We start from the raw sequence: 23,410 nt of genomic DNA on the forward strand, positions 1-23,410 counted from the left end.
CGCTCCCCTCCGGGCATGTCATGCCCCGAGACACCAGACCCCGGCGATCACGAGCGCGATGCCGGCGATATTCCCGCGGGTCGGCCGCTCGCCGAGGAAACATGCCGCCGCTGCCGCCAGGCTCACGGCGTTGAGCCCCATCATGAACGGATAGACGACGCCGAGCTTCATCCGGGACATCAACAGGCTGTAGGTCACGAACGCGCCGACGTAGCACACGAGGGCGACGTACATCGAACGCGTCCGCACCATGTGCCGGAAAACGCCGCGCGGTCCGGCCCGGAACGACGACATCCCGGTCCGGACGCAGACGTTCGAAAGGACGGTCAGGAGAACGTTGGCGACGATCAGCGCGAATGTCACGCCCGAGGCCTCCCCGAGGAATCAGCCGTCACGACGCGGATACAATAGCACATACGGCCCGGATCACGCACCCGCGGGCGCATCGGAACCATCCGGGCCGCTCCCGCCGCGAAGCGACCGCAACTGCCTCCTGAGCATCGCGAGGCTCAGGAGGCCGCCGCCGATATCCGCGCACGGGAACGTCAGGTATACCCCGTCGACCCCGAAGAGCTGCGGCAGCAGGAAAAGCGGCGGAATGAAGAAGACGAACTGCCGGGCCACCGAGAGGATCATCCCCTGCCGCGCCTTCCCGAGCCCCTGAAAGAAGAACGACGCAATGACCGAACACCCCGCGAACATCACGCCGCTGTAGCCGATCCGGAGACATCTGACGGAAAGGGCGATGAGATCGGATTGCGTCGTGAAGAGGCGGATGAGGAGGTCCGGAGCCGCCATGACCACGGCGAAACTTCCGATGTAATAGATCGTCGCGCCGACGAGCGCGAGCTTCACCGCGCGGATCACGCGGTCCGTGTTCCGTGCGCCGTAGTTGAAACCGACGATGGGCTGCAGCGCCTCGCCGATGCCGAAGACGGGCACGAAGAGCAGCGAGTCGAGGCTGAAGAAGATCCCCATCGCGGAGACGGCGAGGTCTCCGCCGTAGTGCGCGAGATGCCGGTTCACGAGTCCGATGATGAACGTGAACGTGAGCTCGACAAGCGCAGGGACCGACCCGACGGCGATGATTCTCCCGATCGTGGGAATCTCCGGAACGAGGTTCGAGAATCGGAAACGGACACCTCCTCGTTCCCTTGCGTAGAACGACAGCGCCCACGCGGCCGCGATTCCCTGCGCGATGATCGTCCCGAGTGCCGCGCCGCGGAGTCCCATGCCGAATCCCTGGATGAACAGCGCGTCGAGCGCCACGTTCGAGATCGCTCCGATGACGAGCGTAGCGCTCGCGAACCTCGGACGTCCCTCGGCGCGGATGCAATAGGCCATGCCGGCGCCGACGATCGCGAACGGGACGCCCCAGAGGATGATGTCGAAATACTCGCGCGCGTAGGGGAGAATCGTGTCGCTCGTGCCGACGGAGCGAAGGATCGCGTCGCGATACGCGTATCCGGCGGCGACGAGCAGGAGCGCCTCGGAAACGAGCACGAGCCATCCGTTGCCGAGGGCGCGTTCCGCCCTGTCGTGCCTCCGTTCGCCGAGAGAGATGGAAATGAGCGAGGAGGCGCCGACCCCGGCGAGGACGGCCGAGGCGTACGCGACGATCATGAACGGGAAGACCACCGATATTCCGGCGATCCCGAGCGGCCCGACCGCGTGTCCGATGAAGATCCGATCGACGATGTTGTAGAGTGCGTTCGCAAGCATCCCGACGATCGCGGGGACGGCGAAACGCACAAGAAGCCGCGGAATGGATTCCCGGCCCAGTTTTTCCGACGTATTCATGGAATTCTCCTTCTGAAGAGGCCGCTGTCGCCGCGGGAACCACGAACGCGACGGCGGCCCGGCTCACACGTATCCCGCGCTCTCTACCTCGCGAGGACGCCGACGAGGCTCGCCGCTACCGCCGGAAGGGCGAGCAGTCCGATCCCGGGTCCGGCCGAACACCCCGGAGAGCTCGTTCCCGGCAGCGTCCGGATGCCCCAGCCGCGCGGATAGAGCCCTGGGATGTCGACGGGAAGCAATCCTTTCGGAAGATGCGTCCCGCGCAGGATCCTCCCGAGAGCCGTCAGGGACGGCGCGGTGTCCCCGTAGGTCGCGACGAAGGCGCTCGCGGCCGGAAGCGCCCTGAGGTCGTACGGCGTCCTGAGCGCAACGAGCACCGTGCGCTCGGGGCCGATCCGTCGCAGCGCCTCGGCCCACGGACTTTCCGGGGCGAGCGAATACGTTCCCGCGACGACGACCGGGGCGTCCTTCACGGCCGACACGACCCGGTCGATATCGTCCGACGTCGGCGCCTTCGGCAGCCCGACGAGCGTCAGACCCGGCGCCGTCTGCAGCAGGGGAGCGGCGTACTCCGCGCGCTCGGCCTGCCACACGAGCGGAATCGAAGCGTCGTTCCCCAAGGAGAGCGGAACGAGCGAGCGGTCGTTCCGGACGAGCGTCACCGAGGATTCGGCGATCCGGCGCGCGACGGCGAGGTTTTCTTCGGTCCCGAGTTCCCGGAACCGGTCCGGCCGCGGCATCGGGTCGTCGAGGATTCCGGCCTTCGCTTTCGCGCGCAGGATCCGCGAAACGGCGTCATCGAGCCTCGACGAGGGAAGCCGGCCGGACCGGAGCGCTTCGAGGATAGCCGCATGGACCTTCCACTGGTCTACAGGCGTATGCCCCCTGTCCGCTCCGTAGACCAGGACATCGGCACCCGCGACAAGCGCCATGACGCCCGCCTCGACGGAGCCCCACTGCTTGTCCACGGCTCCCATTCCGAGCGAGTCCGTGACGATGAGCCCGCCGAAGCCGATCTCGCCTCGCAGGAACGAAAGCGCCTTCGCGGACATCGTCGCGGGGACGTCCGTCGCTCCGAGCGCCGGAACGATCATGTGCGCCGTCATGACCGACGGGACGCCGAGCGCGGCCGCGCGCCGGAACGGCACGAGTTCGACCGCCTCGAGACGCGCGAGGTCGTGATCGATTCGCGGCAGTCCGAGATGCGAGTCGATATCGACATCGCCGTGCCCAGGGAAGTGCTTCGCGCAGGAGAGAACGCCCTCGTCCGCGAACGGAGGCAGCGTCGCCGCGACGAAACGCGCGACGTCGCCCGCGTCCGAACCGAACGATCGCACGCCGATGACGGGGTTATCCGGGTTCGAGTTGACATCCGCGTCGGGAGTGTAGTCCCACGTGATTCCGAGAATGCGGAGCTCCCGTGCGAGGATCCGGGCCTGTTCCGCGGCGAGGCGGGAGTCGCCCGTCGCGCCGAGCGCCATGTTCCCGGGCCAGACGGTCACGCCCTTCGTGATGCGCGCGACGATGCCGCCTTCCTGGTCGATCGCGACGAAGGGCGGCACGTCGTTTTTCATGACGTTCTGGATATCCGCCACGAGCGTCGCGACCTGCCCGACGGAGGAGATATTCCCGGCGCTCGAATAGAGGATCACTCCGCCGGGATGGAGGTTCGTCAGCGCCGAGCGCAGATCCGCGGACATCGTGTCGCCGTTGAAGAACCCAACGATGACCTGTCCGGCCTTCTGTTCGGGCGTCATGCCCGCGAGAATCTCCTCCGGATCGCGGGAAGCGCTCCACGAGATTCCACCCGGGGCGAGACACGCGGCGACCACGACGAGGAACCAGAGTACAGACGAAAAACGACGCATACGGAACACTCCCTTCGGATCCGGCGGAATCTCCGCCTTTCCGAAGGGATGGTATCACATGGGCACGTCGCGGTCACGGAGCAGCCGAAGGCTGTTGAGCGTGACGAGGATCGTCGCCCCCATATCGGCCACGATCGCGAGCCAGAGCGTGAGCCATCCCGGAACGACTGCCGCCAGCGCGAGAAGCTTGAGTCCGAGCGACGCGACGACGTTCTGCCGGATGGTCCCGAGTGTCCTCCGGCTCAGACGGATCGCGAACGGCAGACGCGAAAGGTCGTCTCCCATGAGCGCGATATCCGCCGTTTCGAGCGCCGTTTCGCTCCCCGCGCCGCCCATAGCGACCCCGACCGTCGCCGCGGCAAGAGCCGGAGCGTCGTTGACGCCGTCGCCGACCATCGCGACCGGGCCGCGTTCCGCGACCAGGGAGCGCACGGCATCGAGCTTGTCCGAGGGAAGCAGGCGAGCGCGGTATCCGTCCGTTCCCGCCGCTGCGGAGACGCTTCGCGCCGAGCGTTCGTTGTCGCCCGTCAGCAGGATCGTCCGTTCGATCCCCTCGCGGCGCAGCGAACCGATGACGTCCTTCGCCCCGGGGCGGAGCGCGTCGGCGAGCGCGATCAGCCCCAGAAGACGCGTATCCCGCGCGACGGCGACCACCGTATGCCCCGCGTCTTCGAACGCCCCGGCCGCATCTCCGGCGGCCGACGCGTCGACGCCCTCCCCTTCGAGCCACGGAAGCGTTCCCGCCCTGACGACACCCCCGTCGCACGCTCCGGAGATCCCGCGTCCGGGAACCTCGCGGACGTCGCGGACATCCGAACGGGCGACAGCGCCGGACGCCGCCACGATGGCCTCCGCGACCGGGTGCGCCGATTTCGATTCGAGCGAGGCCGCCGTTCCGAGGACCTCGTCCCGATCCGCGGACACGCACGCGACGTCCTCGACGGTGAGCTGTCCGCGCGTCAGCGTTCCCGTCTTGTCGAACGCGATCGTCCGCACGCGCCCCATCGCCTCGAGCGCCCTGCCTCCCTTGATCAGGACGCCCGACCTCGCGGCGGCGCTGATCGCCGAGACGACGGCGGCGGGCGTCGAGATCACGAGCGCGCACGGGCACGAGAGGACGAGGAGCGACAGTGCCCGGTAGATCCAGGCGTTCCACGGAAGACCGAAAAAAAACGGCGGAACGACCGCGACGAGCGCCGCGAGCGCCATCACGAGCGGAGTGTAGACGGCCGCGAATCGTTCGATCGTCGTCTGGAAGGGCGAGCGGTTCGCCTGAGCCTCCTCGACGAGCCGGACGATCTTCGCGAGCGTCGACGACGACGCGGGCGCCGTCGCTTCGACCGATACGGCCCCCCACGCGTTCAGCGTTCCGGCGAAGACGTCGTCCCCCTCGCCCTTCGGTGCCGGAACGGATTCTCCCGTGATCGACGCCTCGACGAAGGCCGAACGTCCCGAAAGAATCTTCCCGTCGACGGGGACGCGGTCACCGGGACGGAGCAGCACCGTATCGCCCGGGCGGACGTCCGTTGCCGGGATGACGACTTCGCCCCCGTCGCGAAGAACGCGAGCCTCTTCGGGGGCCGCGTCCATAAGGCCGCGGACCGACCGACGCGTTTGCTCCGCGCTCCACGCCTCGAGAAGATCCGAGACAGAGAACAGCACGCTCACGGCCGCCGCCTCCGACCACTCCCCGATCGCGATGGCTCCGGCGACGGCCGTACCCATGAGGACGCTCTCGGTGAAGTGCAGCCGGACGAGACACGCGAGGCCCTTTCTGAAGACGTCGATTCCTCCGATAAGCGTCGCGCAGGCGTATGCGACGCGCGCCCAGACGACGGCCCCGTTCGAAGACAGCGCGAGTGCGACGGCGAACGCCGCAGTCGCGAACGCGGACCTGAGCGCCGCACCGGCGGGAAAGGGCTCGCGCGAAATCCTCGCGTCGCCGTCTGAGACAAGCGGCGTGATCGTATACTCCTCCTCGTCCCCAAGTTCCCGCAGGAGCTCGAGACTCACGACCCCGTCGACGGAAATCGTCCCCCGAACCGTATTCAGCGACGCGCTCCGGACGCCCGGAAGGTCTGCGACCCGTCGCCGGAACTTTTCGGCGCAATCCGGACATGAAATGCCCTGCACCCGGAAACGGCTGATCCCGTTCGTCGTCATTCGTCCTCATCGCCTTTCAGCGTCGCGTGCCGCGCGTGATCGACGCCCTGGCGCAGCAGTCCGGCGATGTGATCGTCGTCGAGCGTGTAGAAGACCTGCTTCCCTTCCCTGCGGAAACGCACGATTCTCGCGTGACGCAGAAGGCGCAGGTTGTGCGAGACGGCCGACTGTTCGATCCCCGTCGCTTCGGCGAGGTCGCAGACGCACATCTCCCGCGTCGAGAGCAGGTGGAGGATCCTGATCCGATTCGTGTCCCCAAGTACGCGAAAGATCTCCGCTGTCCCGAGCGCGAGCATATCGTCGAGAAGGTCCTCCCGCGCGCGTTCCACAATGGCCTCGCGTGTACGGGATTCGTCGCGGGAATCCGCGGTACGCTTCACCACTTTCGTCACATCCTCTCCGGAATTCCATGAACGTATGAAAACGTGTTCATATGTTCATGGAAAGAATACGCGATCCTCCCCTTCCTGTCAATACTGGTATTCCGGAGCGTTCCGGAAGGCCGCTAGACGCCCTTGTCAACGGCCGCGTGGTGCGACCGGTACGACGCGAGCGCCTTTCGACGCCAAAAACCGCGCGAGTAGTAGATGAATCCCGGAACGACGCTTCCGACGTACCCGACCGCGATTCCCCACCACACTCCGTCGAGTCCCATGATCGACTGCAGGAGCCACACGGATGGGATCCGGACGCCCCAGAGGCTGACGAGCGACATGACCATCGCGGCCGCCGTGTCGCCGGTTCCGTTGAAAAAGCCGTTGAAGACGACCATCGCCGTGACGCACAGGTACGGCAGCGCCAGGATCCGCAGGATGCTCACGCCGATCCGGAGCGCGGCGGCGTCCTCCTCCCGGAGGAACGGCCGGAGCAGCGCTTCCGGAACGACCAGAGACAGGAGCGCGAACGTCAGGCTCGACGCCGCGCAGAACACGAGTCCCCAGGCGAGGGTCCGCCTCGCGCGCGCGAATCTCCCGGCGCCGACGTTCTGTCCGACCATCGCCGCGACGGCGAGATGGAGACTCATCGACGGCAGGAAAAAAAGATTGTCGATATTGATCTGCGCTCCGATGGCCGCGATCACATCGGTCCCGTACGCGTTGATGAACCACTGGATCACGGTGATTCCGAGACTGATGATAACCTGCTGGACCCCGGTCGGAAGGCCGAGCCGCAGGATCCGCCCCATGATCCCCGCGTCGATCGTGTCGCGCGCGATGACGACGCGGGCGTCGCCTCCCTGCCGCTGCAGATAACGGATACTCCAGAAAAACGCGATCCCTTCCGCGAAAACCGTCGCCGCGGCCGCGCCCGCGACCCCCATCCCGGGGATCGGCCCCCAGCCGAGCATGAAGACGGGATCAAGCGCGGCGTTGAGCGTGACTGCGAGCGCGAGGAACTTGAGCGGCGTCACGGAGTCTCCGATCGCCCGGAAGATCGAACTCACGAGGTTGAAACCGAAGATCAGCGCGACGCCGACGCCCATCACGGAAAGATAGGCCGCGGCCTGCCCCATCACTTCGGGCGGCGTCCCCATGAGCGAGAGGACCGGACGGGAAAGACCGGAGATGAGCAGCGTACAGAGAAGCGCGAGCACACCTCCGACCACGAACGAATTCGCGACGGCCCTGCGGACGCCCTGGGCATCCTTCGCTCCCCACGCCTGCGAGACGAGGATCGAGGATCCCATCGTCACACCCCATGCGAAACCGATGAGAACGAAGATCGCGAGCGACGCGAGCGAGACTGCGCCGAGGGCTTCCTTGCCGAGGAAGCGTCCGGCCCAGAATCTGTCCGCCATGCCGTACGCGAGTTGCAGGACATTTCCGAGGAGCAACGGAAGCGAAAAACGAAGGAGCGCCGCCGGGACGCTCCCTACCGTCAGATCCGATCTTTCGCGTGGATCAACTGAATTTTTGTTTTCGTTCATAAAATTCATCACCCGCTTTTCCCTGTCGGTGGTATTCTAGCGGAGAATCCGCAGTTGTCCACAGTCCTGAGGAATATTCCCCCAATATCGGGAGATGCCCCCAAGCGTCGTTCGGGGTGTGACATTATAGAGGAAGCGGACACGATCCGGAAGGGAGATGGAGGAATGTTCGGGTTCGAAAACAGGCTTTATGCTCGTCGGTTCTGTCGTATGCCGCTCTTCGCGCTTCTTTCTGCGCTTGTCTTTGCGTTGCCGCCATCGGAGGCACAGGCCGCTCCGCAGGTGACGCTCAAGTTCGCGGGCCAGTCGCCCGCCGACCACACGGCGACGAAATTCATGAACGACATCGCGAAACAGGTGGCCGAAAAGACGAACGGCCGCATCGAGATCCGGGTGTTCCCGGCCAATCAGCTCGGGGACTACACGCTCGTCTTCGAGGAACTCATCCGCGGCACGATCGACCTCGCCGGCGTCTCGATCCCGAGCCAGTTCGACCCGCGGCTGGAGCTGGTCTACATCAACGGCTTCGTCCGGGGCTACGAGGACGCCAAGAAGATCTTCTCCCCGAAGGGGTGGCTCTTCGGCAAGATGGACGAACTCAACCGCGCGCTCGGCGTGAAGCTCCTGGGCTTCTACGTCGAGGGCTTCATCGGCACGGGAAGCGTCAAACCCGTCAGGGACCCGCTCGACCCGAAGGTTCCGAAGGGCGTCCTCGTCCGGATTCCAAACATGGACGTCTACAAGCTCGGCGCGGAGGCCATGGGCTACCGGACCGTCACGATCCCCTACGCCGACGTCTACCAGTCCATGCAGACGGGCGTCTGCGAGGGCGTCAACGGCTACCCGATCGCCTCGGCCTACACGACGCTCGGCGACGTCATCAAGTACTGGTACAACACGAACTACTCCGTCGAGTGCCTGAACTACATGATGAGCGACATGGTCTGGCAGAAGCTCTCTCCCGAGGATCAGAAGGTTCTCCAGGACGCCTTCACCGACGCCACGATGAAGAGCATCGACAACGCGAAGGCCGAGGACGAGCGGCATCTCGAACTGATGCGCAAGAAGGGCATCCAGGTCTTCACGTACACCGAAGCGGAGCTGAAGCCGCTCGCCGAGGCCTGCGCCTCTTCCTGGCCGGGGCTCGAAGGAAAGATGACGAAGGAACTCATGGACGAATTCCGGAAGGAACTCGCGCCGAAATAGGTTAATCGCACCACGCGTTGTCTCCGAACGTCCGGCATGTGCGCGGATTTTCGGATTTTTTCCGGTGCGCCGGGCGAAAGCCGAGCCCGGCGCACCTGTTCTGTCACCCGAAGGAATCGAAAGGAATGATCCCATGCCGGAAAAGATCCGCGAAAACGACGCGACCGGGGAGGAGCCTCTCTCCGCGTCGATGACGCCCGACAACGACTGCGCCCCGAAAATCCTTCCACACAACCCGTTCGACACAATCGTCGTCGGCTTCTTTTCGACCGTCTGCTTCGTCTCGTTCATCCTGCTGACGGTCATCATCGGCACGGCCACGTTCGTGCGTTACGTTCTCGAAGGGGATCTCTACGGCTACGAAGAGGTCGTGAAGCTGCTCTCCTTCTGGCTCTACTTCGCCGGCGCGGCGTGGGGCGCGTACAACCGGAGCCACGTCTCCGCCGACCTCGTGCAGTCGTTCGTCCCGGAGGGCCGCGTGAAGCGCTTCCTCGTCTTCCTGAAGGACCTCGTCACGGTCGCCGTGAGCCTGCTCTTCGTGTGGTACGGCTACGACTTCTTCATGTTCGGCCTTCTCGGTCCGCGCGGAACGGGCGTCGCCGTTCCGAAGACGACCATCTGGCGCATTCCGCTCTGGACGTCGTACCTCGCGATCTTCACGGGGCTCGTCTTCATGGCGTACTATTTCGCGGTCGCGCTCGTCGAAAGCGCCTCCGACATGCTGCGCGGCGGGCGTCCGAAGGGGAAAGCCGCATGATCTCCGTCGCCGTCGCCATCCTGCTCTTCTGCCTCGTTCTCGGCGTTCCCGTTCCGGTCAGCTTCATGGCGTCGTCCGCATGGCTGATCTTCTTCGGCGGCGCGGGCGGCGCCGGGTACCAGGCGAGCCAGCTCCTGCCCTACGCGTTCACGCAGATGAACTCCGTGTCGCTCGTCGCCATCGCGCTCTTCATCATCGCGGGCGGGATCATGGAGCGCGGCAAGATCGGCGAGAAGCTCATCGACCTCGTGGACGTCTTCGCCGGGAGCAGGCGCGGCGGACTCGGAACGGTCGGGATCATCTCCTGCGCGGTCTTCGGCTCGATCTCCGGCGCGGCCTGCGCGACGCTGTCGTGCATCGGCTCGATCATGTTCCCGCGCCTGCGGGACGCCGGATACCCGCGCGGGCACGCGGCGGCGCTGATGTCGAACGCGTCGCTCCTGGGCCTCCTGATCCCGCCGAACGCGACGCTCATCATCTTCGCGTGGATCGGCGGCCAGTCGGTGCTCGCGTGCTTTCTGTCCACCGTCGCGCCCGGCCTGCTCACGATCCTGCTGCTTTCCCTCGTGAACCGCTGGCTTCTGCGGAACAGCACGACGGTCCGCGTCGCGCCGCCCCGGAGTTTCGGGGAAAAGGCGGCGCTCTTCCGGCATCGGGGCTATCTCGCGATTCCGGCGCTCGTCCTCCCCGTCCTGGTCCTCGGCGGGATCTACGGCGGCGTCATGACGACGACCGAGGCCGCCGCCGCCGCGGTGCTCTACGCGATCCCCGTCGGGATGTTCGTCTACAGGGGCCTCGATTGCAAAGGGCTGTTCAAAGTCGTCGTCGAATCGTCCGTGACGACGGGCGTCATCATGGTGATGCTCTTCTCCGTCTCGATGCTGAGCCGGCTCTATATCCTCGAGAACCTTCCCGGAAAGGTGCTGGTCATCTTCCAGTCCGTATCGGAGAACCGGTGGGTCATCATGTTCATGATCAACGTCTTCCTCGTCATCATGGGGATGCTCATGGACGACATCAGCGTCGTCGTCCTGACGACGCCGATCCTGATGCCGATCGTCATGCAGCTCGGATTCAGCCCGATCCACTACGCGGCGATCCTCGGCGTGAACACGGGCCTAGGGTGCATCACTCCGCCGGCCGCTCCGGTGCTCTACCTCGGCGGACGGCTCGCGAACGCTCCGATCGACGAGATGATGAAGCCCACGCTGTGGTTCATCCTCCTCTGCTGGTTCCCGGTGCTTCTCGTGACGGCGTACATTCCGAAGTTCGCGCTCTTCCTGCCGCACGTGATCCTCGAAACGCCATGGTGACCCCGATGCACCTCTCAGTGACCCCCGAAGCCCGAGCCGCCTTCTACATGACGCTCGCGACCTTCTTCTGGGCCGGGACCGCCATCGCGGGCAAGGTCGGCGTCCGGGATTTTCCGCCGTTCACGCTGTCGTTCCTGCGCTTCCTGCTCGCGTCGGCCGTGATGTTCGCCATCTCCCGCGAAGCCGCCCGGACACGGCTGAGTCTGCGCGACATCTTCGTCGTCGTCTCGCTCGGCCTCACCGGGATGTTCGCGAACAACGCGCTCTTTTTCGTCGCGTTGCAGTACACGTCCGTCATCAACGTCACGACGATCGCGGCGACCTCGCCGCTCATGACGTCGCTCCTCGCGGCCGCATGGGCGGGCGAGCGCCTGACGTCCGGGCGCGTCGCGGCGATCCTGCTCGCGTTCGCGGGCGTCGTTTCGCTCCTGTTCAACGGCGACATCGACCGCGTCATGCGCCTCGACATGAACATCGGCGACCTCTATCAGATCGGCGCGATCCTCGCGTTCGCGGTCTACAACGTCGTCAGCAAACGCTTCGCGACGAACCTCACGACCCCCGTGATCGTCACGTGGGGGCTCGTCGTCGCGACGGTCGCGACGATCCCGTTCGCGCTTTTCGAACACCCGGTCGCCCCCGTTCTCGCGGCGACGGCGGCCGGATGGGGCGGCGTCGTCTACACGGCGCTGTTCGGCTCCTGCGCCGCCTACCTCCTGCAGCAGGCATCCATCAAGATCATCGGCGCGGCCCGGACCGCCGGGTTCATGAACCTGATCCCCGTCTTCACGATGGCGATGGCGGCCGTCGCCTTCGGCGAACGCGTCACCCCGGTGCAGATCGCGAGCGCCGCGGTGATCATCCTCGGCGTTTCGATCAACTCGCGGCTGTCGCGGTAACTCGTTTTCATCAGGAGCGTCGTGAAGAAGGAACTCCGGGAAGAGGCACGATGGACGCCGCGATCTGAAACGCCAGAGACTTTTTTCCTCGCCCGTCTTCCCGCTCAAAACGTGACCGGCCGCTTGCCCCCTCCTGCATTCTCCCCGTATAATTACACAATAGTTTCTTTTGGTTTTTTTCCGAAATGTACATCGAAGCCGACTGCCTCACCGAGGGGGAGAGAAGGGAATGGAACGTGCGCACAGCAGCAGCGACGAGACACAGAGGTTCCGGTCGGGGATGCGGAATGCCGCGCGACGGCTCGGAGGAACCGCATTCCTCGCAATGATCGCCGTTCAGGTTGCGTTCGCGCCGCCCGCCCGCGCGCTCGGTCCGTCCGGCCTCGTCAGTCCGGACCATATCATCGCAGGCAGCGGCGACTGCTTCTACGTCGCGCACACGCCATCCGGCTGCGGCGGTTGGGAGATCGTCCGATACTTCAGCGACGGCTCGCGGGACACTGACTTCCACTGCGCAAGCCCCGACTCGTGCGACACGGGCGCGGGCGGGGCCGGGCTCGCCCGAACGGCGGCCCGGAGGGAGGAACTTCCGGGGCGCGTCCGGGGCGAGGCGTACGACGGAGTGAACAATTCGCTGTTCCTGTTGCAGGATGACGGAATCCATACCTTCAACCCGGAAACGGGTGCTTCGTCCGCACCGAAGATCGACCTTCCGACGGCCGGAGAGGGATTCGCGACGCCGCCGAAATCCATGGCCACTGCCGGATCGGGAGCGTCGCGGAAGTTTTTCGTCGTCGACGCGAACGGCGCCGTGTGGCAAAGGATGATCGGCGCTCTGGGACCTTGGGAAAAGTTCATCGACGGTCCGGCGCCGCTCAGTCCCGACAAGGGGGGATCGCCGGACAACTTCCGGAACCTGAGGGTCAAGACGATCAAGTCCGGAGCGGACGAATTCCTGTATCCCTATATGGTGTGCGTCAGTCCCGATTCCGGGACGAACAAATCGATAGTCCATTTTGCCGACAAAAACATGTCCGGAGCATTCTGGGTGACCGACGTGGACGCGCAGACGGGGACGAGCTACTGCGGCATCACGCACGATCCGTCCGGATATTCGTACATCACCGACGTTCAGAACAATAAAATATTCAAGAAATACACCACCCCGAAGAGCGCCCTGTCCCCCATCGTGGATACGTCGACGCGGTGCGACTCGATCGTCTACCACCCAACAAGCGGCCGCCTTCTCGTCGCGGGGACTGGAGACGGAAAAATCTATCAATATTCCACGACCGGAACCCTGATCCCCTGGGGGGCATCGCCGACGCCGACGCCGATTCCCACGCCGACATCGACTCCGGCGCCGACCCAGACGCCGACCCCGACGCCCTATTCGCCTCCGGTCGATCCGCCGCCGCTCGACCCGGACCAGAAGGCCCTCCTCGAAGCGATGAAAATTCTCGGAATATCGGGCGTCGATCTTCAGATTCTCTTCGTCCTGCTCAACGATCCGAACGCCGTCACGCCCGGCGGACAGGATCTCCTGAAGGACGCCTACGCGCTTGTCGACTACCTCGGAAAGCTGTCCCTGGAAGCGAATCCCGGTCTCGTCTCCAGGATCGAGGATGGATCGCTCTCGCAGGAGACCTTCGACAAGGCGCTCTATACGCTGGCGGTCTATCTGCAGGAGACGCTCGCCTCTCCGAAGACGGCACGGGGGACCGGCACGACGCCTCTTGCCGAGACCCGCTGCCGGGGCAGCGTCGTGGAGATGACGCTCAAGCCCGGCGTCTCGCAGGGGAGCTTCACGACGACGTTTCCGGAAGGGACGCACGAAGGCGAGGACGGGTGGCGGACGCAGTATCTCGCCCTGCTGCTCAACCGGGGGACGAAGATGTGGGAACGCGTCCTCGTCATCGCGGATTCGGGCGCGACGAATGCGCGCGAGGGCGTCGCGGTTCCGGCGAAGAGCGTTGAAAGGGCCGTCGCGATCACCGTCACGGACGGTCTCTCCTACGACTGGAACGAGACGGCCGGCGTCGTGCGCGTCGCGATGACCGTCATGGCGATCGAGATCCCCGACGGAGCGACGGCGCCGACGCCGCGGCCCGGCGATACGGGGGGCCGCGGGTGCTCGGTCGTCTGGCCGTTCGAGGCGCTGCTCCTCATCCCGCTGCTGTTCGTCGGCCCGCGCCGCTGACGGGCCGGCAGATCCGAAATACGAAACGGGCGGGAACCGGTTCGGTTCCCGCCCGTTCTGTCGCCCGATCGCCGGAAAGGCGACGCCTCACTTTTTCGCCGCCGCGAGAAATGCCCGGACGGCCGCACCGTGTCGTTCGACGTACCCGCACGACGGCTCGCGCCCGCAGGAGCGGCACGTCAGGTCGTACGCGGAGTTCACCGCACCGCACCCGGGACACTCGTACGCCTTCCGGGCCTCCTTCGACCACGCGTCGTACCCGATGTCACGAATCCGTTCGAGATCCTTCCACAGATCCCGGCGATGCGGACGTTCGGCCTGGAAGGTCTCGAGCGTCGGACACGAGTACTCCGGACACTCCCCGCAGAAGTCGATGCCGCGTTCTTCCGCGCAGAGCTTCATCCTGCACGTCATGCAATACGGGCCGCGCTTCTCCGAACGGCATCCGTCGCACGAAACCTGCTCCGAGGTCATTCCGTACATCGCCGCGAGGCGCTTGAGCCGCTCCGGATCTTCGTGCGACGCGATGAAGAGCGAACACCCCTCGCAGTAGAGCCCGCACACGGCTGCGGTCTCGGGAAGAGCGTCCTTCCGTTCCATGACGTCCGTCACTCCTTCCCTTTCATGACGACCGAAACAGCGGATCCGCCGCCGATCGTATCGCATACGGGGCAACATGCGACGACGCGATCGAGCATCGCCTGTTTTTTGTCGTCCGGGAGATCGCCTTCGATATCGACGACGACGGAGAGGCCGGGGAACCCCATCCGGACGCCGCTTTCCGGACGCCGCGCGGCTGCGGTGTCGATGGCGCCTTCGACGGTCGCCGAAATCGACGACACCGGGAGTCCCGCCTTGTTCGCCATCGCCCGGGCCGTCGTGACGACACAGCTCCCGAGAGCGAAAGCCAGCGTCTCGAGCGGAGTCGGGGCAGTATCCGTCCCGCCCCACGCGGCATAGACATCGGTCGCGAGCTCGTGCCCCCTCGCGTTGCCGACCACCCTCTGCCCTTCTCCCTCGCGTAGCGAAACGCTGACCGTCAGTTTTCCCGTCTTTTCGTCGAACGCCAAATCCGTCGCTCCCTCCATATTAGTTATCACTTTCACATAATTGGGATTGTAGAGCGACTTTCATGGAAGGTCAAGCGATACGGAAAACGGAAGGCACGAAGTATTTCCGGAAGGTTGGAACGGGGACGGGGCGCGATTTCCCGTCCCCGCGCCCTATGCGTCGACCTGCTTCGGAGCGTTTTCGGCGACCCAGAGGGAGTTCCCTGTCGTTACGGGTTCGCATGTTTCGAATTCCATCGAACCGTCTCCGGCCCTGCGGATGACGATGTATCGCCGCCAGCGTTCTTCGTCTCTGGGACAGGGTTCGGGATCGGAAGGCGCGGCGAAGAACAGGTGGGGACCGCGACTCTCGGTCCGAAGCGCACAGGTTCGCAGGACCATTTCCGCGAGCGGGAACATCCACGAGGTTTCGGAAGCGAACACGATCCCGCGATCGTCCGCACGGATTCCCGCCGCTCGCAGCACCTCGAGTTCGGCCAGCCCTTCCGCCAGTCCGTCGGCCGCACGCACGACGGACGCGTGACGCGACATGATCCCCTGAAGTCGCTCCCGCGCCTGCGACGCCTCCGTCCCGTCACCCGACGAGAGTCCGTCGAGTCGCCGTTCCTTCGCCTCGAGGTCGGCGGACGACGGCTTCGACGCGTCCGACCGCGCGAGGACGTAACGTGCGGCCTCTTCTCCCGCGATGCGTCCGAAGACCTGGCAGTCGAGAAGCGAATGTCCGCCGGGACGATTCGCGCCGTGCTGCCCCCCGGCGCACTCGCCGGCGGCGAAGAGCGCCGGGACCGTGGTCCGCGCGTGCGTATCGATCCGGATGCCCCCCTGGAAGTGTTGCGCGCAGATGCCGATCTCGATCCCCCGATCGTGGAACCAGTCGATCGTCTTGGGATTGATCTCCGACAGGCGCGCGAACGGAGAGGCGCCGCGAACGCTTTCGTCCGCCACCGGCCGCTCCACCTCCCGCATGTATCGGGAACGGTTCTCCTCGTTGAGGAGATCGAAGCGGAACCCTTCGGGATTCCGCGAATAGTCGAGGAAGACCCTGCGGCCGGCCGCGAATTCGCGGTAGACGGCGACGTCGATCGCGTGGGTATCGTGTTCGAGCGATACGGGCCAGCTCGCCCCCTTGCGGAAGATCATGTCGAAGACATGGCCGTCGCTCGATTTCACCGGCAGGGAGCGGCGCAGGAATTCTTCGTCCCGGTCGTTCACGAGCCTCGGCACGGCGCGGAAGAGGCTTCCCGAACAGTTGAAATTCGTCGCGAGCGACGCGACGCCGAGCCGGATGAACTCCATATTCACCATCTCCGCACCCGCCGATTACGCCATCGAGTATCCTTCGCCCGTGTTTTCGTCCGGAAGCGCTTCGCGTGCGGCGATCGCGGCGCGGAGCGCCGCTCCGCCGGAACCGACGACGAGGATATCGGTCTCAAGCGTCTTCATCGGAAAAGGCCCCCCTTTCGGCATTGCTCGGGCACGGACGCAGACATCATCCGACTATGCGAACGCCCTGAATGGAATCGGCCCGCACCCCTTGTATCAGGATATCACGCCCGCGGAACTCGGAAAAACGATTTTCCGACGTTTCCGGAACCTGTATCCACATCAAGGACGAAAGAGCGTCGGGATGACTCGCACCGGCAAGAGAGTCCCCGAAAAACCCCGCAGGAAGTTCGCGAAAAATACAGGTTGTAAAATAAAGAGAGGCCCGGTTCTTTCGAACCGGGCCTCTCTCCGTTATTCACGCATTCACGCGCGATTTCGTCCCGCGTACCCATGAGAGCGCAGGAGCTCTCCGTTGACGACCGTCTCCGGAACGCCTCCGCGAAGCAGCGTCTCGCAGCACGACACGACGATGCCCGAGATGTTCTCGACGGCCTCCTCCGTGGAGCCGCCCATGTGCGGCGTCAGGACGACGTTCGGAGCCCGCATCAGCGGAGATTCCGCGGACAGGGGCTCGTCGCGGAACACGTCGAATCCCGCTCCAGCGAGATCTCCCGACGCGAGCATCTCCGCGACGGCCGCCTCGTCGACGATTCCCCCGCGCGACGTGACGACGAGAACCGCCCGGCGCTTCATCAGGGAGAGACGCTCGCGGGAAAGCAGCCCGCGGGTTTCGGGAAGCAGCGGAACGTTGACGGAGACGACGTCGGACCGCGCCAGAAGCTCCTCGAGCGGGATCCACGGATATTTCGGGTGTTTCCCGCTCCTGCCGGACGTCACGACCGGAATCATTCCGAACGCCTCTCCGATCGACGCGACGATTCCGCCGATCGCGCCGGGACCGATGACGCCGAGCGTCTTCCCCTTCAGTTCCCGGCCGTTCATCCATACGGGCAGGGCCGCGCTGTCCGCGGACTCCCACTGTCCGCTCCTCACGAATCTGTCGGCACGGCCAACATGGCGGAAACACTCGAGCATGAGCGAGACGGCCAGTTCCGCGACCGCCTGCGCGTTTCCGCCCCGTGAGTTCGCGACCGGGATGCCCCGCTTCGCCGCGCCATCGAGGTCGATGTGGTTCACCCCGACGCCGTAGACGACGATTCCTTTGAGGTGTCCGGCCCGGGACAGGATCTCTTCGTCCACCCGGGCATACTCCGCGATGATGATGTCCGCGTCGCGGCTCGCGGCGAGGAACGCATCCCGTTCTCCGAACTCGAGTCTCACGATCGACGCCATGGATCCGATCCTGCGCTCGGCGTTCTCCGCCAGATGGAAGGAATCGGCAAAGAGAACCGTACCCACCGTACCGCCTCCCTTTCGAAGAGGATGTCCGCTACCGGACGAGCATGATCTTGAGATCGTTCACGTTCGTTCCGGTGTTCCCGGTAATCAGGATATCGCCGGTCGCGTTCAGGACTTCGGACGCGTCGTGCCGCCCGAGCGCGGCGTAGAGGTCGATCCCTTTCTCGAGACACCCGGCAAACGAGTTTCCGTCCGCAATGCCGCCCGCATAGGGCGTGGGTCCGTCGGTCCCGTCGGTATCGAGCCCCGCGACGACAACGTTTTCGAGATCCCGGATTTCGAGCGCCGCGCCGAGCGCGAACTCCTGGTTCGGTCCTCCGAGCCCGGGCTCGGGATCCGAAGGATGGATCGTGACGACCGTCTCCCCGCCGCCGATGAAGGCGCAGGGAGCTTCGAGCGGATGGGCGCTCCTGAGAACCTCCTTGGCCAGAAACCCGAAGGTGCGCCCAAGTTCGCGGCTCTCCCCCTCGAACATCGTCGAGAGGAGAACCGTCCGGAAGCCGAGCTCCCGCGCCCGCTCCTCGGCGCCCGTGCAGGCGGCGTCTCCGGCGACGATGATGTGATTCTCGATCCGGTGGGTGTCGAGCGATTTCGGCGTCTCGCGTCCCGCCGGAGGGTTCCGGAGGTAGGCGCTCACGGGCGCCGGCATTCGGTCCCACAGGACGTACTTGTTCATCGTGTTCGCGGCGTCCCGGAAGCTCGACGTGTCGGGTACGGTCGGATCGGTGATGTAGTCCAGCGGATCGCCGATGACGTCCGAGACGGTGAGGTTGACGAGGAGCGCCTCCGGGTGGACGGCCTGGGCGAGCCTCCCGCCCTTGATGAGGCTCAGGTGCTTTCTGACGGCGTTGATCTCGATGATGTTCGCGCCGCACGTGAGCAGGATCCTGTTCGCGATCTTCTTGTCCGAAAGCGAAATTTCGGGAATCGGGAGCGGCATCAGCGCCGAGCTGCCGCCCGTGACGCACGCGAACACGAGGTCTCCTGGGCCCGTCCTCTTCGCTAGTGCGAAAACGTCCTCCGCGGCGCGCATCCCGTCCTCGTTCGGAATCGGGTGGCTGGCGAGGCGCACGTCGACGTTTTCGAGATGGCCTTCCTGCCCGTTCTTGCAGATGACGATCCCGCCGGCGATGCGCTTCCCGAGGATGTCGTCGAGGGCCGCCGCGATCGGGAAGCTCGCCTTCCCAGCACCGATGACGTAGACGTTCCGGAACTCGTCGAGGTCGTACGAACGCCCTCCGATGACGATGCGTCCGCCGTCAAGCCGCACCAGACCCCGCGTCGCCTTTCCGGGGTCGGCCCGGAGGAGCCCCGCGTTCAGGATATCGAGCGCTTCTTTTCGAAGATGACTGTTCCCGTGGGAAAGCAGCAGATCGTAGTTCCTGAAATAGTTCATAGAGATCATCCCCAGACCTCTCTCATTATCGCGACCGCGCTCTCCGGCGCGACGCCATACGATAGAATGCGCGGGAGAGCGATCATGTCCGACGACGCTCTCCCGCACCGCGATGCGTCCCGTTCCGGGAGTTCCTCTCCGGAACTCCCGTCTTCAGCCATTTCTAGAATGGGTTCCGGTACAGCTCGCCCGCGTAGAGGGCCGCGTCGCCAAGCTCGGTCTCGATCTCGAGCAGACGGTTGTATTTCACCGTACGTTCGGAACGCGTGGCGCCGGTCTTGATCTGGCCCGCGTTGATGCCCACGGTGACGTCGGAGAGAATCGGGTCTTCCGTCTCGCCGGACCGCTCGGAAACCATGATTCCGAACTGATGGCGATAGGCGCTTTCGGCGGCGTTCAAGGTCTCCGAAAGCGTTCCGACCTGGTTGAACTTCAGGAGAAGCGCGTTACAGTAGTCCGCCCGTTCGCGGATGAGCTTCGGGTTCGTGCAGAGGAAGTCGTCTCCCACGATCTGGATTCCGAGCTGTTCCTTCGCCATCTTGAAACCCTCGACGTCGTCCTCGTCGAACGGATCCTCCATCGAGACGATCGGGTAGTTCCGGACGAGATCCTTGTAGAAGTCGAGGAGTTCTTCCCGGGTCCGGTATTCGCCCTCGAGCTTGTACATCTTCTTCTCCGCGTCGTAGAAGTGCGTCGCGGCGCAGTCGAATCCGTACAGAACCTTCTTCGCGTGCCCGGTCACTTCGACCGCCTTCACGAGGTGATCCATCGCCTCCTTGACGCTGACGATGGGGGGCGCGTATCCGCCTTCGTCGCCGACGTTGACCGCGATCTTCCCGTATTTGGCGGACAGGATGTCGCGGAGCGCGTTGTACACGTCCCAACCGATGATCATCGACTCGCGGAACGTCTTCGCACCGACCGGGAAGATGCAGATCTCCTGGAAGTCGAGGTCGTTGCTCGTGAGGCGGCCTCCGTTGATGTAGTTCAGGAGGGGAACCGGAAGCACGTGCGCGTTCACGTTGAGGTAGCGGTAGAGCGGCAGGTTGCAGCCGTTCGCGGCCGCCCGGGCCACGGCCATCGAGACGCCGATGATCGCGTTGCCGCCGATGCGCTGCTTGTTCGGCGTTCCGTCGAGCCTGATCATCGCGAGGTCGATGTTCTTCTGGTCGCGGACATCCATCCCGATGAGCGCCGGCGCGATCATTTCGTGAATGTTCTTCACCGCCTGACCGACCCCGAGACCTCCGTAGATCTTCGCGTCGCCGTCGCGGAGCTCCCACGCTTCCCTTTCCCCGCGCGACCTCCCCGCCGGAACGTCGGCGCGTCCCCAGACGTCATCCCCCGCCCAGACGTCGACCTGTACGGTCGGATTGAACCTGCAGTCCAGAATTTCTCTGGCCACGATCCTCGTTATTTTGAATCTGTTCTTCCCAAGATACATTTCCGTCATCTCCTTCGTGTGTCGTCCGTGAATCTGAAACTCTATGTCCGAAAAGCCCTACTTCCGATCGCTCCGGTCGGTCGATCCGTCGATGAGGTCGATGCTGACGTAATGGTCCAGAATCGCCTTCCTCAGGTCGTCGAGCCGGCCGAGAAGCAAGAGGTCATATATGGCTTTGTGCTTTTCCATCTGATCGCCGAGGTTGTACTTCTTCTGTTCGAAATGGAGCCCGAAGTACGCCCAGTAGCTGTGGCAGAGTGCGTTCCACGCGGAGAGCAGCGACTCGCTCCCCGATCCCTTCACGATCGTCTGGTGGAACTCCATATCCTTTTTCCGGAACGCCACGTGGTCTCCGGCGTCGAGGTACGCCCCCATGTCGCTGAGACATTCCTTCAGGTGAGCGCAGTCCATCGTCCGGAAATCCGTCTCCATTGCCCATTTCGCGGCCAGGATCTCGAGTTCCGTCCTCGTCCGGAAGTAGTCCTGCATCCCGTGAATCGTGAACTTCCGGACGTAGGTCCCCCTGTAGGGACGCGACTCGAGAAACCCCCGGGATTCGAGTTCGCGCAGCGCCTCGCGGACCGTCGCCTGACTGACGTCGAGCATCCGGGCGACCTGAAGCTCGACGATCTTCTCACCGGGCTTCAGGGAACCGTCGAGAATCGTGTCGATGAGATACTCGATAACGTCGTCGCTCAGGACGCGCCGCTGGAGCGGCGCCCTCCCCGCGCCCAACGGTCCCGTGCTCATGTCTTTTTCCCCCGCGCGACGGGCAGGCAGCGCTGCGGACACGGGAAGAAGGATATCGGACGTCCGTCTCCCGTCAGGCCGGACGCGATGCCGATTCCTTCCCCGAGGGACTCCGCGAAAATGAGCCCCATCAGTTCCACGGTCGTGCGTTCCACGCCGGGAGAGACGAGGACGACGCGGATTCCCCGCTTGAGTATCTTCGAGAGCAGCAGCGTATGGTCCATCTGGATCTCGTAGTTCCGGAGAAGAAAGTCGACGACGTCCTCCGGAGTTCGCGCGCTTTCGTACGGGCGGAGCATGTCCGTCGACCCGACGCCCTCGGGGCAGCGCGAGTAGGCCACGATGACCCCGCGATCTTCGACGATCGGAGCCGTGGCGATGATGCATTTGATACTCTGGTAGAGGTTGATGTTCAGCGGGTGTCCCGGAGTCGTGACGACGATTGGAAGACACGAGCGAACCGGGACGGCTATCCGTTCCACAAGCGCCGCGACCGCCCGCCCGTGGCTTTCGACGATGTCGCCGCAGACGACGTCCGCGATTCTCCCGTCGCCGGTCACGAGGACGTTCACGCAGAAATGGACTCCGAGAAGACGGGCGGCCTCGACCATATCCAGGCTCACCGGGTTGTCCCCGTACACACCGATTGTCGCCTTCGGGTCAAGAATCATCTCCGGTCGGTGATTCGCGCGGATCGTCGTCTCCGACGAAATTCCGGGCAGAACGGACTTTCTTCCGCCGGAGAACCCCGCGAATTCGTGAGGCTCGACCTTTCCGACGGCGATCCTGAGGTCCGCCGCGGCGACCTTCCGGTTGACGGAAACCGGCGTACCGAACGTCGTCGTCCCGAGGAAGACAAGCGCGTCGTCGCGATACGGATCGTGGTTCTCGATCCGGACCCTGCCGCGCCACTCCTCCCCCAGAATGCGCCGCATCTCCTCCTCCGTCGCGGGACGGTGGACACCCGTCGCGACGACGAACGTCACATCGTCCGGAGCGATTCCCCCGGCGTTCAGCTCCTCCATGAGGTACGGAACGACGTCGCCGGTCGGAACGGCGCGGGTCGCGTCGGAAACGAGGATCGCCGCGGTTCGTTTCCCGCGCGCGACTGTTCTCAGGGGAGGCGAGCCCACGGGAGAATCGAACGCGTCACGGATTCGTCCGGGATGAGCGGCCCCGATCTCCGGAAGACGATACAGCTCCCCGAAGCGCGAGAGCGGAAGCGACGCCTCGACGCCCTCGAACGCGTCCCGGTATGTGATCGTTTCCCCGTTTCCGCCCGGGCGGCGTTCAACCGTGTATATGACCGTTCACTCCTGTTCCGAATACGAAGGAGTCTCTCTCGGCGGAACCGTCTCCCCGAGGGAGATCTCGAGAATGTGCCCTATTCCGAAAATCGTCATGAAGAAAAAGCCGAAGGGAATCGCGGAATACGGGATAGCGACCGAAATACCCAGCGCGGGAGTCATCTGTTTGTACGTCCGCAACAGAAGAAGAACGCCATTCCACGTGACCGACGCGGTCGCGACGACCGCAAGCCAGGGAATCGTCCGGACACAGAGCGCCCGGAGCCCGTCCGGAAACATATCGCGGAAGATGACGATTCCAACGTGTCCCTTCCTCTGATGCAGAATGGCCGCGCTGACGAGCGTGAACCAGACCATCGAGAAGCGGAGAAACTCTTCAGACCACGACAACGCGCTGTTGAAGACGTAGCGCATGATCACGTGCGCCATCGCGACCACGAGCATGGCCGCGCAGAGGGCCATCGAAATAGGAAAGAGAAAGTCGACGCAACGATCGCAGAAATTGTAATACCCTTGCTTTGTCATGACAAAACCGTCCTTTTGGGAGGTTGTGTCTCCTCGCGGA

The 23,410-nt window shown here is 64.5% G+C and carries 21 protein-coding genes; 5 read left to right on the plus strand and 16 right to left on the minus strand.

The annotated features are described in order from the left end of the window. Nucleotides 1-18 precede the first annotated feature (18 nt). The 6 genes from ACZ5IU_RS05290 to ACZ5IU_RS05315 form a co-directional block, all read right to left on the minus strand. Nucleotides 19-363 carry a DMT family transporter gene (locus ACZ5IU_RS05290; RefSeq protein ID WP_464421147.1) on the minus strand — a complete coding sequence of 115 codons (345 nt, stop codon included), beginning with the start codon at nt 361-363 and terminating at the stop codon, nt 19-21. Between the two features lie 63 nt (nt 364-426). Then, the gene (locus ACZ5IU_RS05295) at nt 427-1,800 is read right to left on the minus strand and encodes an MATE family efflux transporter (protein WP_464421148.1); all 1,374 of its coding nucleotides are present in this window, start codon (nt 1,798-1,800) and stop codon (nt 427-429) included. 83 nt (nt 1,801-1,883) lie between these two features. Next, nucleotides 1,884-3,668, minus strand: a complete 1,785-nt coding sequence (locus ACZ5IU_RS05300; protein WP_464421149.1) for a glycoside hydrolase family 3 protein — start codon at nt 3,666-3,668, stop codon at nt 1,884-1,886. Nucleotides 3,669-3,722: 54 nt separating this feature from the next. Beyond that, nucleotides 3,723-5,831: a heavy metal translocating P-type ATPase gene (locus tag ACZ5IU_RS05305; protein WP_464421150.1), complete on the minus strand. Its 2,109-nt coding sequence runs from the start codon at nt 5,829-5,831 to the stop codon at nt 3,723-3,725. Continuing rightward, nucleotides 5,828-6,214 (minus strand): ArsR/SmtB family transcription factor, encoded by a 387-nt coding sequence (locus ACZ5IU_RS05310; RefSeq protein ID WP_464421151.1) that lies wholly within the window; start codon nt 6,212-6,214, stop codon nt 5,828-5,830. Before ACZ5IU_RS05310 ends, ACZ5IU_RS05305 begins: the two co-directional genes overlap by 4 nt. 122 nt (nt 6,215-6,336) lie before the next feature. Next, complete coding sequence (locus ACZ5IU_RS05315; RefSeq protein ID WP_464421152.1) at nt 6,337-7,758, minus strand: MATE family efflux transporter; 1,422 nt, start codon at nt 7,756-7,758, stop codon at nt 6,337-6,339. Between the two features lie 165 nt (nt 7,759-7,923). Between ACZ5IU_RS05315 and dctP the strand changes: the two genes are divergently transcribed. The 5 genes from dctP to ACZ5IU_RS05340 all read left to right on the plus strand — a co-directional run bounded on the left by dctP (nt 7,924) and on the right by ACZ5IU_RS05340 (nt 14,133). After that, nucleotides 7,924-8,964, plus strand: a complete 1,041-nt coding sequence (gene dctP / locus ACZ5IU_RS05320) for a TRAP transporter substrate-binding protein DctP (RefSeq protein WP_464421153.1) — start codon at nt 7,924-7,926, stop codon at nt 8,962-8,964. Nucleotides 8,965-9,097: 133 nt separating this feature from the next. Then, nucleotides 9,098-9,721: a TRAP transporter small permease gene (locus ACZ5IU_RS05325; protein WP_464421154.1), complete on the plus strand. Its 624-nt coding sequence runs from the start codon at nt 9,098-9,100 to the stop codon at nt 9,719-9,721. Beyond that, nucleotides 9,718-11,034, plus strand: a complete 1,317-nt coding sequence (locus tag ACZ5IU_RS05330) for a TRAP transporter large permease (RefSeq protein ID WP_464421155.1) — start codon at nt 9,718-9,720, stop codon at nt 11,032-11,034. The genes ACZ5IU_RS05325 and ACZ5IU_RS05330 overlap by 4 nt, the downstream gene beginning before the upstream one ends. A 5-nt stretch (nt 11,035-11,039) precedes the next feature. Next, complete coding sequence (locus ACZ5IU_RS05335) at nt 11,040-11,933, plus strand: DMT family transporter (protein WP_464421156.1); 894 nt, start codon at nt 11,040-11,042, stop codon at nt 11,931-11,933. Nucleotides 11,934-12,162: 229 nt separating this feature from the next. Beyond that, nucleotides 12,163-14,133 (plus strand): hypothetical protein, encoded by a 1,971-nt coding sequence (locus ACZ5IU_RS05340; protein WP_464421157.1) that lies wholly within the window; start codon nt 12,163-12,165, stop codon nt 14,131-14,133. 87 nt (nt 14,134-14,220) lie between these two features. Here ACZ5IU_RS05340 and ACZ5IU_RS05345 read toward each other — a convergent pair whose 3' ends face one another. From ACZ5IU_RS05345 to ACZ5IU_RS05390, 10 genes are all read right to left on the minus strand, one after another. Next, the gene (locus ACZ5IU_RS05345) at nt 14,221-14,733 is read right to left on the minus strand and encodes a DUF3795 domain-containing protein (RefSeq protein WP_464421158.1); all 513 of its coding nucleotides are present in this window, start codon (nt 14,731-14,733) and stop codon (nt 14,221-14,223) included. Nucleotides 14,734-14,741: 8 nt separating this feature from the next. Next, entirely contained in the window at nt 14,742-15,221 is a 480-nt protein-coding gene (locus ACZ5IU_RS05350) for an OsmC family protein (RefSeq protein ID WP_464421159.1), read from the minus strand. 135 nt (nt 15,222-15,356) lie between these two features. Continuing rightward, complete coding sequence (locus ACZ5IU_RS05355; RefSeq protein ID WP_464421160.1) at nt 15,357-16,499, minus strand: FAD-binding protein; 1,143 nt, start codon at nt 16,497-16,499, stop codon at nt 15,357-15,359. Between the two features lie 24 nt (nt 16,500-16,523). Beyond that, on the minus strand, nt 16,524-16,646 hold the full coding sequence (locus tag ACZ5IU_RS05360) for an FAD-binding protein (RefSeq protein ID WP_464421161.1): 123 nt from the start codon (nt 16,644-16,646) through the stop codon (nt 16,524-16,526). A gap of 306 nt (nt 16,647-16,952) precedes the next feature. After that, on the minus strand, nt 16,953-17,948 hold the full coding sequence (locus tag ACZ5IU_RS05365; protein WP_464421162.1) for a 2-hydroxyacid dehydrogenase: 996 nt from the start codon (nt 17,946-17,948) through the stop codon (nt 16,953-16,955). 31 nt (nt 17,949-17,979) lie between these two features. Then, nucleotides 17,980-19,353 carry a glycerate kinase type-2 family protein gene (locus ACZ5IU_RS05370; protein ID WP_464421163.1) on the minus strand — a complete coding sequence of 458 codons (1,374 nt, stop codon included), beginning with the start codon at nt 19,351-19,353 and terminating at the stop codon, nt 17,980-17,982. Nucleotides 19,354-19,507: 154 nt separating this feature from the next. Beyond that, nucleotides 19,508-20,788: a phosphopyruvate hydratase gene (gene eno, locus ACZ5IU_RS05375; RefSeq protein ID WP_464421164.1), complete on the minus strand. Its 1,281-nt coding sequence runs from the start codon at nt 20,786-20,788 to the stop codon at nt 19,508-19,510. Nucleotides 20,789-20,845: 57 nt separating this feature from the next. Further along, nucleotides 20,846-21,538, minus strand: coding sequence for a GntR family transcriptional regulator (locus ACZ5IU_RS05380; RefSeq protein WP_464421165.1), 693 nt, complete (start codon nt 21,536-21,538; stop codon nt 20,846-20,848). Beyond that, nucleotides 21,535-22,671 (minus strand): nickel-dependent lactate racemase family protein, encoded by a 1,137-nt coding sequence (locus ACZ5IU_RS05385; protein WP_464421166.1) that lies wholly within the window; start codon nt 22,669-22,671, stop codon nt 21,535-21,537. Before ACZ5IU_RS05385 ends, ACZ5IU_RS05380 begins: the two co-directional genes overlap by 4 nt. 177 nt (nt 22,672-22,848) lie before the next feature. Then, on the minus strand, nt 22,849-23,370 hold the full coding sequence (locus ACZ5IU_RS05390) for a TRAP transporter small permease (protein WP_464421167.1): 522 nt from the start codon (nt 23,368-23,370) through the stop codon (nt 22,849-22,851). Nucleotides 23,371-23,410: the final 40 nt, after the last annotated feature.

The organism is Lactivibrio alcoholicus, from assembly GCF_055390895.1.

Excerpts from the sequence above, each read along its gene's own strand:
- ACZ5IU_RS05390 (WP_464421167.1), bottom strand. The coding sequence starts at position 23,370 with ATGACAAAGCAAGGGTATTACAATTTCTGCGATCGTTGCGTCGACTTT.
- ACZ5IU_RS05360 (WP_464421161.1), bottom strand. The coding sequence starts at position 16,646 with ATGAAGACGCTTGAGACCGATATCCTCGTCGTCGGTTCCGGCGGAGCG.
- ACZ5IU_RS05305 (WP_464421150.1), bottom strand. The coding sequence starts at position 5,831 with ATGACGACGAACGGGATCAGCCGTTTCCGGGTGCAGGGCATTTCATGT.
- ACZ5IU_RS05295 (WP_464421148.1), bottom strand. The coding sequence starts at position 1,800 with ATGAATACGTCGGAAAAACTGGGCCGGGAATCCATTCCGCGGCTTCTT.
- ACZ5IU_RS05300 (WP_464421149.1), bottom strand. The coding sequence starts at position 3,668 with ATGCGTCGTTTTTCGTCTGTACTCTGGTTCCTCGTCGTGGTCGCCGCG.
- ACZ5IU_RS05380 (WP_464421165.1), bottom strand. The coding sequence starts at position 21,538 with ATGAGCACGGGACCGTTGGGCGCGGGGAGGGCGCCGCTCCAGCGGCGC.
- ACZ5IU_RS05370 (WP_464421163.1), bottom strand. The coding sequence starts at position 19,353 with ATGATCTCTATGAACTATTTCAGGAACTACGATCTGCTGCTTTCCCAC.
- ACZ5IU_RS05325 (WP_464421154.1), top strand. The coding sequence starts at position 9,098 with ATGCCGGAAAAGATCCGCGAAAACGACGCGACCGGGGAGGAGCCTCTC.
- dctP (WP_464421153.1), top strand. The coding sequence starts at position 7,924 with ATGTTCGGGTTCGAAAACAGGCTTTATGCTCGTCGGTTCTGTCGTATG.
- ACZ5IU_RS05345 (WP_464421158.1), bottom strand. The coding sequence starts at position 14,733 with ATGGAACGGAAGGACGCTCTTCCCGAGACCGCAGCCGTGTGCGGGCTC.
- ACZ5IU_RS05340 (WP_464421157.1), top strand. The coding sequence starts at position 12,163 with ATGGAACGTGCGCACAGCAGCAGCGACGAGACACAGAGGTTCCGGTCG.
- ACZ5IU_RS05330 (WP_464421155.1), top strand. The coding sequence starts at position 9,718 with ATGATCTCCGTCGCCGTCGCCATCCTGCTCTTCTGCCTCGTTCTCGGC.
- eno (WP_464421164.1), bottom strand. The coding sequence starts at position 20,788 with ATGTATCTTGGGAAGAACAGATTCAAAATAACGAGGATCGTGGCCAGA.
- ACZ5IU_RS05350 (WP_464421159.1), bottom strand. The coding sequence starts at position 15,221 with ATGGAGGGAGCGACGGATTTGGCGTTCGACGAAAAGACGGGAAAACTG.
- ACZ5IU_RS05355 (WP_464421160.1), bottom strand. The coding sequence starts at position 16,499 with ATGGAGTTCATCCGGCTCGGCGTCGCGTCGCTCGCGACGAATTTCAAC.
- ACZ5IU_RS05335 (WP_464421156.1), top strand. The coding sequence starts at position 11,040 with ATGCACCTCTCAGTGACCCCCGAAGCCCGAGCCGCCTTCTACATGACG.
- ACZ5IU_RS05315 (WP_464421152.1), bottom strand. The coding sequence starts at position 7,758 with ATGAACGAAAACAAAAATTCAGTTGATCCACGCGAAAGATCGGATCTG.